We start from the raw sequence: 13792 nt of genomic DNA, 5'->3' as shown, positions 1-13792 counted from the left end.
CTCTTTGCTTGTGCTTTATTAAAAACCTTATGGCATATCTAATAATGTTTGCGTGTGGGCATCTACTTTAACTTCGTAGTTTTTAGCGCTTAAGCCCAATAGCTCTGGCAAGGTTGCCGCTATACAAATAGACGAGAACGTACCCACTACAATGCCGGTAAATAATGCTATAGCAAAGCCTTGCAGTGGTGCGCCTGCAAGTAACCAAACGCTCGCAACCGTCGCAAGTGTGGTACCCGACGTTATTAAGGTGCGCGTTAGTGTGCTTTTAATCGCATTATTAATAATAGTCGCTGGGCTAAGTACATTATTTGATTGAACACGTAAAAGCTCACGCACTCTATCCCCCACTATTATTGAGTCGTTAAGTGAGTAACCAATAATAGCCAGTAAGCTGGCCAGCACGGTCAGGTTAAACTCAATTTGTAATAGTGAAAATAACCCAAGAACGAGTATTAAATCGTGCACTAGCGCAACCACAGAGCCTACCGCTAATCGCCATTCAAAACGCACTGCAAGGTAAATCATTACCGCAATCATTGCAGCAAACATGGCTAAACAACCCTGATCAAATAACTCATCGCCCACTTGTGAGCCAATATAAGCTGACGATAATACCTGTGCGTTTATATCATCGTTTTGTGTAACAGCGCTTTGCCAATTAAGGCTATTAGCTGTGGCTGATGCACTTGGCGCTTCTCTTAATTGAAAATGGCTATTACCTTGCGCGGTTAGCTCAAACTCACCGTTGTGATTTTTAGCAATAAACGATTGAAGCTCTTTTAGCTCAACGCTTTGGCTGGTTGTAAACTCAGTTAAATAACCGCCGGTAAAATCTAGGCCAAAATTTAAACCTTTTTGCGTAAGCGTAAATACGGATAGCAACACTAACATGGCGTTTAAAAGCATGCCCATAAAACGTAAACGAGTGCCCTTTTCACCTTTCAAAAAAGTGTTAAGCATGTGCTTTTTCTCCTACTTTTTTACCCATTTTTAAATACAACGTTTGACTTAATATTTTTGATACGTACACACCTGTAAATACAGACGTTAAAAGCCCCAGTGCGAGTGTAATGGCAAAACCTTTAACGGGCCCATAGCCTATGCCGTATAAGATAAGCGCGGTGATCATGGTGGTTATATTGGCATCAAATATTGTATTTGCGGCTTGTTTATACCCCTCTTGAATAGCTTGATATGGTGCACGGCCTTGGCGACGTTCTTCTTTAATGCGTTCAAATATTATTACGTTAGTGTCTACCGCCATACCTATGGTTAGCACCAGACCTGCAATACCCGGAAGCGTTAACACAACCCCTGGTAATAATGACATTAAGCCCACAAGCGACGTTAAATTTAATATAAGTGCTACGTTTGCAATAAGACCTAAACGGCGATACCAAAGCGCCATAAATGCAAGCGTAATACCCATGCCTAACATAAGCGCGGCTAAGCCATTACTAATATTTTCGCTGCCGAGGCTTGGCCCTATTGTTTGTTCGTGCACAATTGTAACGGGTGCTGTAAGCGAGCCTGCACGTAATAACAATGCTAGATCGGCTGCCGCTTGTTGGCTTTTCATATTGGTAATACTAAAACGCGAACTTAAATGCTGAGCAATATTGGCAACATTAATAACTTCGCTTTTTTTAACTACTTCACCTTTAGCATTTTGAGAATACTCAGAGTAAACCGTCGCCATTGGCTTACCAATATTGGCTTTTGAAAACGCCGACATTGCATCCCCTCCTTGGCCGTCTAGGCTTAGCTGTACCAATGGTTTACCCCAATCGTCGCGGCCTATGTTTGCATTATTAATATGATCGCCTGTAAAAATTGGCACAGGATCGAGCTTTATCTTTCCGCCCGATTGCATATTAAATGTTTGCCCGCCAATTTCTTTTAATTGATAAAAACCAAGCGATGCTGTTGCACCAATAATACGCTTAGCTTCGGTTGGATCTTGCACGCCAGGAAGCTCTATACGAATGCGATGTTTGCCTTGTTGCTGTGTTACCGCTTCAGTAATGCCTAACTCTTCAATACGTGAACGAAGGGTTGTAAGTGTTTGGCCCATTACTTCTTTATCAAAGCTGCTGCGGCCTTGCTCTGAATAACTAAATTTGGCAGTTTTAACGCTGCCATTATTGCTTGTTACAACGGCAAAATTAGCAAACCGGCTTTGTAGCTCTTCAATAACGGGGGTTAACTTGTCTGTTGCATTAGGCAATGCGTTTATTTCAAACCCGTGCTGAGTTTGCTGCGCTTTTACGCCATGTGCTTTTTGCTTAATAATGATTGATTTAGCTTGTTGATACGCACTGACTAACTGCTCATCAACGGCTTTATCTAAATCTACGTCTAATACAAATAGCACACCGCCATTTAAATCAAGGCCCAGCTTTATTGGTGATAAACCAAAATTTTGTAACCATGTAGGGCTGGTTGCATGCTCAACAATTTTAACTTGCGTGTTTGGATATTGCGCTTTTATAGCCGCTTGTGCCTGAGCGCTTTTAGTTGGCTCGTTTAAAAGTACATTAATAGTTGATTGCTTATCTAAACCCTGCTCAACCTCTAACCCTTGGTTATTTAAAAAAGTAACTAGCGTTTTAGTGCTCGGTAAAGATTGCGTTTCACTGTGCGGAGCAGCACTGATGTGCAACCACGATTTATTTGGGTATAAATTTGGTAATGCGCTGATAGCTAATAAAACCAATACTATTAGCATGGCTATATAGCTTAATTTGAACTTAGCCGTAGACGGTTTTTTGTCTTTTTTAAAACTTAACATGTTGAATCCTTATTGCCAGCAAAGCTAGCAACGTACTTTTTAAAAGCACAATTAATCTGCAGGCTAAAACTTTAAAAGTTAAAACCTAATAAAATTAAATAAGGAAAATTAAGCGTGGTAGGTAGTTACAGCTCTGTAGAGTAAATTAACGTCTTTCCAGCCACTCAAGCGCGACTTTTTACTATTAGTTACAAGCGTATACCAAGGCTGTATAGGATTAATCGCTCTTGGTCGTAAGAATATATGCCTAACAAGATTTTGAGCAAAAAATTCAAAAACCACATCGTATTCTGGCTCACTTTGAACAGTGTGCAAAAACAATGATGAATTATTGGCAGTTAACCTTGGTTGGTGCGCGTCAAAATCGGTTTGATGCGTTTTTTTATGCTGCGCAGTATCTACAGACTTACTAATAGGCTGTATTTTAGTTAAATCGGCAATATCAGTAAGCGAAACCTGCGTACTAACAGTAATATTTAAATTTTGTGAGGCGCCCATAGCATTGCTCTGCACACTAAAAAGTGCAGCAAGTAGCAAAAAGGCAGTTAAAAACACTCTAAATTTAAACATTCACGTTTTAAAACTAAAATAAGGGATGCGTAGTATATAAGGGCAAGCGTTTAAAATACAATAGCCTGCTCGTTAATTTAGTTTGATTTTACAACTTAATCTGAGGCGCTGGCGTTGCTTTATTTCGAACCAATTATTTAAAGATTTTTTGATAATTTCATTTATAAATTATGTTGCGCTCAAATCTACAACTTCGACAGCATCTCTTTTCCTTACCAAATACAAAAGGAGTAGTTATTTAGGGTTAATTTTAATTTATTACTTGTAGTTTTATTATTCATTTTGCATTCATTTAGTCGTTTTTTTTGGTAAAATAATAAATAAGCAATAAAACTTCGTACTATAAATGGTCAAGTTGCAGCGGCTATACGAAATTAGTATAATTAAATGTAAATAAATAGCTAAATTTTGATTTTCTAAATTATGTTATGGATAGTAAATAAGGCAGGGAAAGTCATTATGGAAAAAAACATATTTAGTAAAATAGCCTCAAAATTTTACAACAAAAGCTTAAAGCTAATAAATACCCTAAGTAATGACACTGACCTAAAAAAGCTAATAAACAACAGTGAAATAGTCTCTTTTGATATCTTTGATACAGTAATCCTCAGAAAAGTCTTCGAACCAGCTGATATTTTTACAATAGTTGAGAACTTATATAATGATGAACATAAAAAGCTAGACATAGACTTTAAAAGCATCCGAGGTAATGCCGAGGCAGAAGCAACAAAAATACTAGCTGAGCTAAATGGTACCCAATCCATAGGTTTGGATGAGATATATGCACATATACAAAAAACACAAAATCTAGATAGCAAAGTAATTAACATATTGAAAGCGCTAGAAATCGAAATAGAATTAAAATTTTGTGTCAAAAATGAATATATGCACTCTTTTTATCAATACTGTATTGATAATGGTAAAAAGGTTATTTTCACCTCAGACATGTACTTACCGGAGTACGTGATAAAAAAAATTCTTTACGATAATGGGTATACAAAATTTCATAAATTATTTTTATCCTCTGTAATTCGTAAATCAAAGTCTAAAGGAGGGTTATATCCACATATACTTAAAGACCTATCCTGTAAACCGTCTAAGCTTTTACATATTGGCGATTATTACTTCGCCGATGTCATTAACGCGATGAAAGAAGGCATCAAACCTTATTATTACAAAAAAACCAGTGAATATGCGCTTAGCCATCATTCATTTAAAAGACTAAGGCAGCTATACCCTTCTAAACTCTCTATAGAAGAATCTATTTATTTTGCGACTATCATCAACAAAACGTTTACCCAAAGAGATAATAACAACGAGAATATATGGTACGACTTTGGTTATGTATACTGTGGAATAATATATTTTGGCTTAACTCGTTGGTTAACTAGCCAGGTTTTGCATCAAGAAATAGAACATATATTTTTCCTTGCTCGCGACGGCTATATTATGCACAAAGCCTATAGCCTTATGAATCAGGGAGCTAAAACGCCTGTTAGTAAGTATATGTACGCATCAAGACGAGCTATAAACATCCCAACTATATACAATGGAATCGATGAATATTCGATAAAAGTACTATGCCATTTTGTTCCTAATTTGAGCGTCGCTAATTACCTTGATAGAGTTGATATAGATGCAACAAAACACATTAAAAAAATAAAAGAAGTTGGATTTTTTGATCAAAATCATATAATTGACACAGATAACGATAAGGATAAATTAGCAAAACTCTTTCATTTATTAGTTGATGATGTATGCAGTATTGCAGCTGTAGAAAGAGAAAACCTACTAACTTACCTAAATCAAATTGGGTTTATGGATGCCAAAAAAGTCGCGATTGTTGACATTGGGTGGCAAGGGACAATTCAGAACTCATTAAATAAGCTAATGTTATTAGAAAATAATGAAATAGACATTAATGGTTATTACCTAGGCACATTTCAAACTGCTCTGAAATTTGCTGAAAAAGGATTTCCGATGTCAGGTTATATGTGTAACTTTTCAGAACCTAGAAATAATTTTCAGGTCTTATCGGGAGGTGTACATATGCTCGAATTTATTTTTTCGGCACCTCATGGCTCTGTAATAAAATTTGATAAAAAAAATGATGAAGTAATAGCTATATTTGAACCTAATGATTTTTCTAATAACAAATTAGACACAATAAACGAATTTCAAAAAGGAGCTATGGACTTTATTTCTGATTTTATGGCTATTGAAAGAGATTATAAAAAAATAAATATCGCTCCTGAAACAGCTATAAAACCTATATCTAGATTATTAAAAACTCCTACCTATAGCGAGTCTGTGAACTTTGGTAATCTCAAACACTCTGAGTATGTAGGAGCAAATAGCCATGAAAGTTACTTTGCGAAATCGCCTGATCCATTAAAAATGTTTCTTAATCCAATTAAGTTTAAGCAAACCTATAACAAATCATTATGGAAAGCTGGCTTTAGAAAGCGCTACATGAGATATATTCTGCCAGAAAACATATACCGCTATTTTAGAAAGCATTAATTAGGTAACCGCATTTTAACGCTTAAAATTAATATTCAAAAAACTAATACCTTTCCTTGTTTCAATTAACGGCGTTTACTTAACTTATAAGTTATTTTATTTACCCATATACCAACTCTGAGATACTGAATGCGCTCTAAACAAAGCAGTGAAAAACGCCCCGACGCCATGAATTTACGCCAAAGTGTAAAAACACTGTGGCCCTACCTTACAAAATTTAAAGGCCGTGTTTTTATTGCACTTATGGCGCTTATAGGCGCAAAAGGTGCCACTTTGTTGATGCCGTGGGCACTTAAAGAAATTATAGACTCGGTAGATAAGTCAATTAACCCACTGTTAGTTATCCCCGCTTTATTGTTATTGATGTACGGTGCACTGCGTTTTGCTAGCGTATTTTTAGGTGAGATAAGAGATGCTGTATTTTCTCGCGTAACCGAGCACGCTATGCGTGATATTGGTTTAAAAGTATTTAAGCATTTGCACTCACTTGAGCTGGCTTTTCATTTAGATAGGCAAACTGGCGGTATTAGCCGCGATATAGAACGCGGTACTAGTGGGTTAAGTTTTTTAATGCGCTTTTTAATGTTTAACATTGTGCCTACTTTGTTTGAAATACTGACCGTTGCGATTATTTTTGGCACGTTGTTTTCTGTTTGGTTTGCGCTGATTACATTATTGGCAGTCGCCATTTATATTACCTTTACTGTGGTGGTTACTCAGTGGCGAAACCGCTTTATTAGAGAAGCAAATGCTGCCGACAATAAAAGTAATACCCGCGCAATAGACAGCCTGCTTAATTATGAAACTGTAAAATATTTCAATAATGAGCAGTTTGAAGCCAAAACGTACGACACCTTTTTAGCAAACTGGGAAAAAGCCCGTTTAAAAAATAGAATGTCGTTGCTCGCCCTCAACTCAGGCCAAGCACTTATTATTGCCTGTGCTATTACCGCGTTAATGTGGTTGGGCTCAACCGAGGTAGTTGCAGGTACGCTTTCTATTGGTGAACTAGTGATGATCAACGCGTATATGATTCAATTGTTTTTACCGCTTAACTTTTTAGGCTTTGTGTACCGCGAAATAAGACGCGCGCTAACCGACCTTGAAAACATGCTTGGGCTACTTAACAAAAAACCACAAATAACCGATGCACTTAATGCTAAAGAGCTCAATATTAGCCAAGGTGAAATAACATTTAATAATGTAAGTTTTAGTTACGATGCGCATCGCCCTATTCTTAATAATCTTAGCTTTAGTGTTAAAGCAGGCAGCAAAGTAGCCATTGTTGGTGCCAGTGGGGCTGGTAAAAGCTCATTGGCGCGACTGCTTTATCGTTTTTATGATGTAAGCGGTGGTGAAATTAGTATCGATAATCAAGCAATAAACTCAGTAACACTTAATAGTTTACGAAAAGCCATTGCAATAGTCCCGCAAGACACCGTGCTGTTTAACACCACCATTCGTGAAAATATCGCTTACGGTAGACCATCAGCAAGCGATGCTGAAATTGACGAAGCCATTGCTATGGCGCATTTAAAAGACTTTATAGGCACACTTGATAAAGGCGATAAAACACTGGTTGGCGAGCGCGGTTTAAAAGTATCCGGCGGCGAAAAACAGCGTATTGCCATTGCCCGCGCCATTTTGAAAAAGTCCCCTATTTTAATTTTTGATGAAGCAACATCTGCACTCGACTCTCATTCTGAGCAAGCAATACTTGCTGCAATGCGTGAGGTTGCCAGTAACCATACGAGTATTGTTATTGCTCATCGGTTATCTACTATTACCGATGCAGACACCATTATTGTGCTCAAAGCCGGACAAATTATTGAGCAAGGTAAGCACGATGAGTTACTTACTATCGCCGGAGAATACGCCCGTATGTGGGAGCTTCAGCATAAAAAATAAATAGTGTGTGCCCCCTCTTAGCTCAGATACTTTCAAGTATTCGAGCTAAATAAAGCGTTTATAGAACCTATTAGCCTTTCTCTTTTCTCCTATATTAGTTTTAACGAGCACTGTGGTGATTCACCTCAAAAGATTTGTTTGTCTGATTAATATCAATAACAATCGATAAGTTAAATATTCGTAACAATAAAAATAATTCACTGCAGCTTAAATTCAATCAGTGATACTCAGGAGTAAGTAATGAAAAAGAGTTTAATTGCCGCAGCATTAGCTGCCACATTTATTACCGGTTGTTCAGAGCCGCAAACAACAAAAACAGACGAGCAACAATCTAAAGTAACCACTGCAGCAGTGACACAAAAAGCAGAGTTAGGTAGTTTTGGCGTTGACCTAACAGCCCGTAACGAAGCCGTTAAACCAGGCGATGACTTTTTTATGTATGCCAGCGGCACGTGGTATAACAACTACGTAATGCCTGCTGATAAAACCCGCTATGGTGCATTTTCTGGATTAGCTGAGCGCAGCGAAGGCGATGTTAAAGCTATTATTGAAGAAATAGCCGCACGTAAAGATTTAAACGCAGAAGAAAAACTCGTTGCTGATTTTTACAATGCGTATATGGATACCGAAACACTTAATAAACTCGGTGTAGCGCCTATTAAGCCATTGTTAAGTGAAATTAGTGATATAGCGTCAACTGACGATTTAGCTGAGATGTTTGGTAAGTCTTGGTTAACCGGTAATAAAGCCCCTTTTGGCGGCGGCATGTGGTTTAATCGCCTAGACCCTAATAAATATGAAATGTCACTAGGTGCTGGTGGTTTAGGTTTACCAGATCGTTCTTACTACCTTGAAGACGCTGAGCGCTTTGTAAAAACCCGTACAGCTTATGTTGCTCACATTGCTGACATGCTTAAGTTTGCAGGAGTAGAAAATACCGCTGAGCGCGCTCAAGCAATAGTTGATCTTGAAACCAAAATTGCACAAGGTCATTGGCCTCGTGAAAAGCGCCGTAATCGCGATTTAACGCTAAACCAAATTGAACGCGCCGATTTAAGCACTGCTTATCCTGGTTTTAACTGGGATTTATACTTTGCGCAAACAGGTTATAAGGTACCTCAGTTAAATGTATCTCAGCCTGAGCCAATAAAAGCGATGATTGAGCTAATCAATCAAGAAGATATTGCAGTATGGAAAGACTACCTTACGTATCATGCTATTAGCGGTAACGCAGGTTTACTATCAGAAGACGTATTTAATACTAATTTTGCTTTTTTTGGTAAAGAACTAAACGGACAGCAAGAGCCTCGCCCTCGTTGGAAACGTGCAATAAGTGAAATGTCAGGCACAAGTTCGCTTGGTTTTGCTATTGGTAAGATATACGTAGCGCGTTACTTCCCTGAGTCGTCAAAACAACAAATGTCTGAGCTGGTTGAAAACCTACGTACAGCTCTTGGTGAACGTATTGATAACCTAGAGTGGATGGGCGATGAAACTAAAGTAAATGCGCGCGCTAAACTGGCTGCATTTGTACCAAAAATTGGTTATCCCGATGTTTGGCAGTCTTATGATGGTTTAAGCATTACTAAAAACGATTTAATCGGTAATGTGAAAAACATGCGTGAATTTTTTCATGCAGAAAGTGTTGAAAAAGAGCTACAAAAAACAGACCGTAACCGCTGGGGCATGACGCCACAACGCGTAAACGCTTACTACAATAGCTCGTTTAATGAAATTGTATTTCCGGCTGCGATATTACAACCGCCGTTTTTCGATCCAAATGCCGATCCGGCTGTAAACTATGGCGGTATTGGCGCTGTAATTGGTCACGAAATGGGTCATGGATTTGACGATCAAGGTTCAAAATCAGACGAAAACGGTGTGCAACGTAACTGGTGGACTGATGCTGACCGCGCTGCATTTGACAAAAAAGCCGATCAACTGGCTGCGCAGTACAGTAAATACGAGCCAATCGAAGGTAATTTTGTTAATGGTCGAAATAGCCTTGGCGAAAACATTGGTGATGTAGGTGGGCTATCAATGGCTTATCACGCGTACAAGCTCAGTTTAAATGGTAAAGAAGCGCCTGTTATTGACGGCGTTACTGGCGATCAGCGTTTCTTCCTTGCGTGGGCACAAGTATGGAAAGAAAAACGTACTGAGCAAAGCATGCTTAACCAACTGCGTGGTGGCACACATGCCCCAGGTCGCTTTAGAGCACAAGCGCCGCGTAACCATGATGCATGGTACAAAGCGTTTGATGTAAAACCAAGCGATGCGTTATACCTTCCTGAAGATGAGCGTGTACGTATTTGGTAAGTAACACTTACTTTTTATTACTTAGTAAGGCAACCTGTTATACAGGTTGCTTTTTTATTGAATTAAATTTACACATAATAGATATAATTCCAACGTCTAGAACCCTCGATGATCCCATTAATAAAATACAGTTTACATGGCTTTTAAACGTTACCGATTTAATCTGTTTTAATACTTACTAGCCCTTGAATGCATTTACCTTTAGAATACGCATTATAATTTTATTCCATTATTTACATATATTAAGGCGAAACGCAGATGGGAAGAGCTTACCAAAACAAAAAAGATTCAATGGCTAAGACTGCGGGTGCTAAAACTAAAGTTTATTCTAAGTACGGCAAAGAAATTTATATTTGTGCAAAAAACGGCGGTGTAGATCCAGATGGTAACTTATCATTACGTCGTTTAATTGAACGCGCTAAAAAAGACCAAGTACCAGCACACGTTATTGACCGCGCAATAGACAAAGCAAAAGGCGGCGGCGGTGAAGACTACGCAGCAACACGTTACGAAGGTTACGGCCCTGGTAACTGTATGATTATTGTTGACTGTTTAACAGACAACAACAAGCGTACCTTTGCTGATGTACGTGTTTGTTTTACCAAAGCAAATGCTAAAATTGGCGCTCAAAACTCTGTTTCACATTTATTTGATCACCTTGCTATTTTTGTATTTGACGGTGATGACGACGAAGCAGTACTTGAAGCTCTTATGATGGCTGATGTTGATGTAACTGACGTAGAAGTAGATGACGGTAAAGTTACTGTTTTTGCTCCTCACACAGAGTACAACAATACACGTACAGCGCTTGAAGAAATGGGCGTGACTGAATTTGACGAAGACCTAATTAGCTTTGTGCCACAAATTGAAACGCCGATTGAAGGCGAAGACGTTGAAGTTATGGAACGCTTTTTAGCAATGTTAGAAGATTGCGACGACGTGCAAAACGTTTACCATAACGCGCAATTCTAAAGAGCGATTTAGTAAGTTAGAACGACTTTAAGCCAACAGTTATGTTGGCTTTTTCATTTTTAGAACATGGTATTAATATGAACTCCCTTAAAGAGCTTAAAAGTGGCAAACTTGTTGGTGCTACTCGCCTGCAATTGGTAGAAGAGCTAACGACATTTCCTGAAGAAATCTTTAGCTTAGCTGACACGCTTGAAGTTCTCGATTTATCAAATAATAACTTATCAACACTACCTGATGAATTTGCCTGTTTAACAAACCTGAAGCGTGTGTTTTTATCGTTTAATCAGTTTAAGCATATTCCTAAAGTGCTCGCTAAATGCCCTGCTTTAATTATGGTCGCGTTTAAAGGTAACCAAATTTCTGAATTTGCTTTAAACAGCCTGCCAAAAAATATTGAGTGGCTAATACTCACCGATAATACGTTAAGCGAATTGCCTGAAGATTTTGGTAATTATACCCAGCTTAAAAAGCTTGCGCTTGCAGGAAATCAACTTAAGCAACTGCCAAGTAGCATGGCGCAGTGTAAAAACCTTGAGCTTGTTAGGCTCTCTGCTAATAACTTAACACACGTAGACGACTGGCTGTTTGAATTGCCTAAACTTGCTTGGCTTGCGTTTGCCGGTAACGATTTTAATAAAGCCCAGTGCCTTACAAAAAGCTGCTTAGAAAATAAGCCTCTTAACGATTACACACTTAGTCATGTTATTGGCCAAGGTGCATCGGGCGTTATTCATTTAGCACAAGCTATTGAAAGTGCTGTAGCGATTAAATTATTCAAAGGCGCAATTACCAGCGACGGCTACCCGCTTGATGAAGTAAATTGCTGCTTACAAGCAGGCGATCACGCTAATTTAATTAAAGTACTTGCCTACATTGAGCAAAGTGATCAGCTAGGTTTAGTAATGGAGCTAATAGATAAAAACTTTGCTAATTTAGGCCTGCCTCCAAGCCTTGAAACCTGTACGCGTGATACCTTTAACGATGATTGCCATTACTCAACTCACGCTATTTTAAAAATTGCACAGCAAATGGTAAGTACCTTGCATCACTTGCATATTTGTAAAGTAAGCCATGGCGACGTGTATGCGCATAATACCATGATAAACAAAGATGCTGATGTATTATTTGGTGATTTTGGTGCAGCCACAAACTTAGCCATGTTAAGTGATTATCAACAAAAGCAAATCGAGTTAATTGAAGTACGTGCATTAGGGTGTTTAATTGAAGACTTATTAGGCACGGTAACTGGCGATGATAGACAAAGTGAGCTCTTTGCTAAAATGTCCGATATGGCAAAATGTGCCATGCAATTTAAATTAAATCAAAGACCTACATTTACTGAGTTATTAGCAGAGCTAAAATAAATTTAATATTAATAATATAAGCGAGCAAAATGTAACACCTTACTCGCTTTTATTTTATGTTTATTCGGATTTTCCGAACTTATTTAGTGCGCTTAAACGGGTAAACCTGTTGTTTAAGCATACCTACGGGCATGTAATCCCCGACTACACCATACGCTTGTGGCCACTCTTTTTGGCCTTTAACAGCAGTACCAAACACATAATCTAAAAACGAAAAATGTGCAGCGTAATTTCGGTCAATCGCGGCTTTATCTGACGCATGATGCCAATGGTGAAACTGCGGTGTAACCATAAAATATTTTAGCCAACCAAATTTCACACGCACATTTGCATGGTTAAACACAGCCTGCAAACCCACAATTATTACGTACAAACTAATTATTTGCTGTGAAAAACCAAGTACAAATATAGGCGTGAGCACTAAGCTGCGCGTTACGAGTATTTCAAGAATATGCTGGCGAGAGCCCGCTAACCAATCCATTTCTTTAGCACTGTGATGTACGCCATGAAAGCGCCATAATAAAGGGACTTCGTGATAGGCACGATGCACCCAATACTGCATTAAATCAGCCACCAGTATTATTAAAAACAACTGCACTATAAAGGGGGTTTGCTCTATATAACCTTGTACTGTAGATGATACAGCCCAGCCAAAGCCATAATGCACAAAGTGGTTAGTAACGAGTAATACAAAACCAATAATTAAATGATTTACAAAAAAGTGGTTTAAATCGCCTCGCCATTCGCTACGTAATATTTTTTGATCTTTACGATGAGGTAATAACTTTTCAATCACAATAAATATAAGTGTTGAGCCGAGTAAATCTAAAATAAACCAATCAAGCCCTATATAAGGTATATCAGAAGCAAATTCGTTTACTTCAACGTTTGGTCCGCCAAACATAATAGCGAGTAAAATAAAAAACCACGCTGTAGCCCCTAAACGCTTATTGGTATTACGTACAAAGTTAAGTAATCCTAAACTGCCCGAGACCAATAATGATGCAAACATAAGCTGACGTAAAAAGTCGACGCTGTAGCTTTTTCTCAGCTCTGGTGTGGTTAAATATTCAGGAAAGTGAAACGCTAATACGCCTAAGCAACTCAGTATTGCTAAAAAGCAGGCTATGTAGCCACTTATGTTGCCCTCACCTATCTGAAGATGATTTGTGCGAAATACTTTTCGCGATAGAGCTCTGATCATTTTTATTATTCCTTGCGTCGTTGAGTTGATTAAATACAACGAAATTCCATTGATTTACACACCCACATATTAACAAAATTTAGGGTATAAAAAATACAAATAGTTCCCTTCTAATTTTGAATTGCAAATATACAGATA

Annotated in this window: 9 protein-coding genes; 5 read left to right on the top strand and 4 right to left on the bottom strand. The window is 38.2% G+C overall.

The window, feature by feature from the left end:
- Positions 1 to 27: 27 nt before the first annotated feature.
- The 3 genes from secF to H5157_RS05080 all read right to left on the bottom strand — a co-directional run bounded on the left by secF (position 28) and on the right by H5157_RS05080 (position 3364).
- Positions 28 to 963, bottom strand: coding sequence for a protein translocase subunit SecF (secF, locus tag H5157_RS05090; RefSeq protein WP_182724300.1), 936 nt, complete (start codon positions 961 to 963; stop codon positions 28 to 30).
- Positions 956 to 2794: a protein translocase subunit SecD gene (secD, locus tag H5157_RS05085; RefSeq protein ID WP_182694982.1), complete on the bottom strand. Its 1839-nt coding sequence runs from the start codon at positions 2792 to 2794 to the stop codon at positions 956 to 958. The genes secF and secD overlap by 8 nt, the downstream gene beginning before the upstream one ends.
- A gap of 108 nt (positions 2795 to 2902) precedes the next feature.
- On the bottom strand, positions 2903 to 3364 hold the full coding sequence (locus tag H5157_RS05080) for a hypothetical protein (RefSeq protein WP_182694981.1): 462 nt from the start codon (positions 3362 to 3364) through the stop codon (positions 2903 to 2905).
- 459 nt (positions 3365 to 3823) lie between these two features.
- Here H5157_RS05080 and H5157_RS05075 point away from each other — a divergent pair, with 459 nt between their 5' ends.
- The 5 genes from H5157_RS05075 (at position 3824) to H5157_RS05055 (ending at position 12450) form a co-directional block, all read left to right on the top strand.
- Complete coding sequence (locus H5157_RS05075) at positions 3824 to 5887, top strand: hypothetical protein (RefSeq protein ID WP_182724299.1); 2064 nt, start codon at positions 3824 to 3826, stop codon at positions 5885 to 5887.
- A 129-nt stretch (positions 5888 to 6016) separates the two neighbouring features.
- The gene (locus H5157_RS05070; protein ID WP_182724298.1) at positions 6017 to 7795 is read left to right on the top strand and encodes an ABC transporter ATP-binding protein/permease; all 1779 of its coding nucleotides are present in this window, start codon (positions 6017 to 6019) and stop codon (positions 7793 to 7795) included.
- Positions 7796 to 8035: 240 nt separating this feature from the next.
- Positions 8036 to 10114: a M13 family metallopeptidase gene (locus tag H5157_RS05065; protein WP_182724297.1), complete on the top strand. Its 2079-nt coding sequence runs from the start codon at positions 8036 to 8038 to the stop codon at positions 10112 to 10114.
- A 258-nt stretch (positions 10115 to 10372) separates the two neighbouring features.
- Positions 10373 to 11086 carry a YebC/PmpR family DNA-binding transcriptional regulator gene (locus H5157_RS05060; RefSeq protein ID WP_002959761.1) on the top strand — a complete coding sequence of 238 codons (714 nt, stop codon included), beginning with the start codon at positions 10373 to 10375 and terminating at the stop codon, positions 11084 to 11086.
- 41 nt (positions 11087 to 11127) lie between these two features.
- Positions 11128 to 12450, top strand: coding sequence for a leucine-rich repeat-containing protein kinase family protein (locus H5157_RS05055; protein WP_404936460.1), 1323 nt, complete (start codon positions 11128 to 11130; stop codon positions 12448 to 12450).
- A 79-nt stretch (positions 12451 to 12529) separates the two neighbouring features.
- Here the strand turns inward: H5157_RS05055 and H5157_RS05050 are convergent, their stop codons facing one another.
- Positions 12530 to 13654 (bottom strand): sterol desaturase family protein, encoded by a 1125-nt coding sequence (locus H5157_RS05050; RefSeq protein WP_182724295.1) that lies wholly within the window; start codon positions 13652 to 13654, stop codon positions 12530 to 12532.
- Positions 13655 to 13792: the final 138 nt, after the last annotated feature.

The sequence above is a fragment of the Pseudoalteromonas sp. SG43-3 genome (genome assembly GCF_014164385.1).
GTDB classification, from domain to species: domain Bacteria; phylum Pseudomonadota; class Gammaproteobacteria; order Enterobacterales; family Alteromonadaceae; genus Pseudoalteromonas; species Pseudoalteromonas distincta.
Note: the sequence above shows the minus strand (reverse complement) of the source record. Positions and strands in the feature narration are given on the sequence as shown.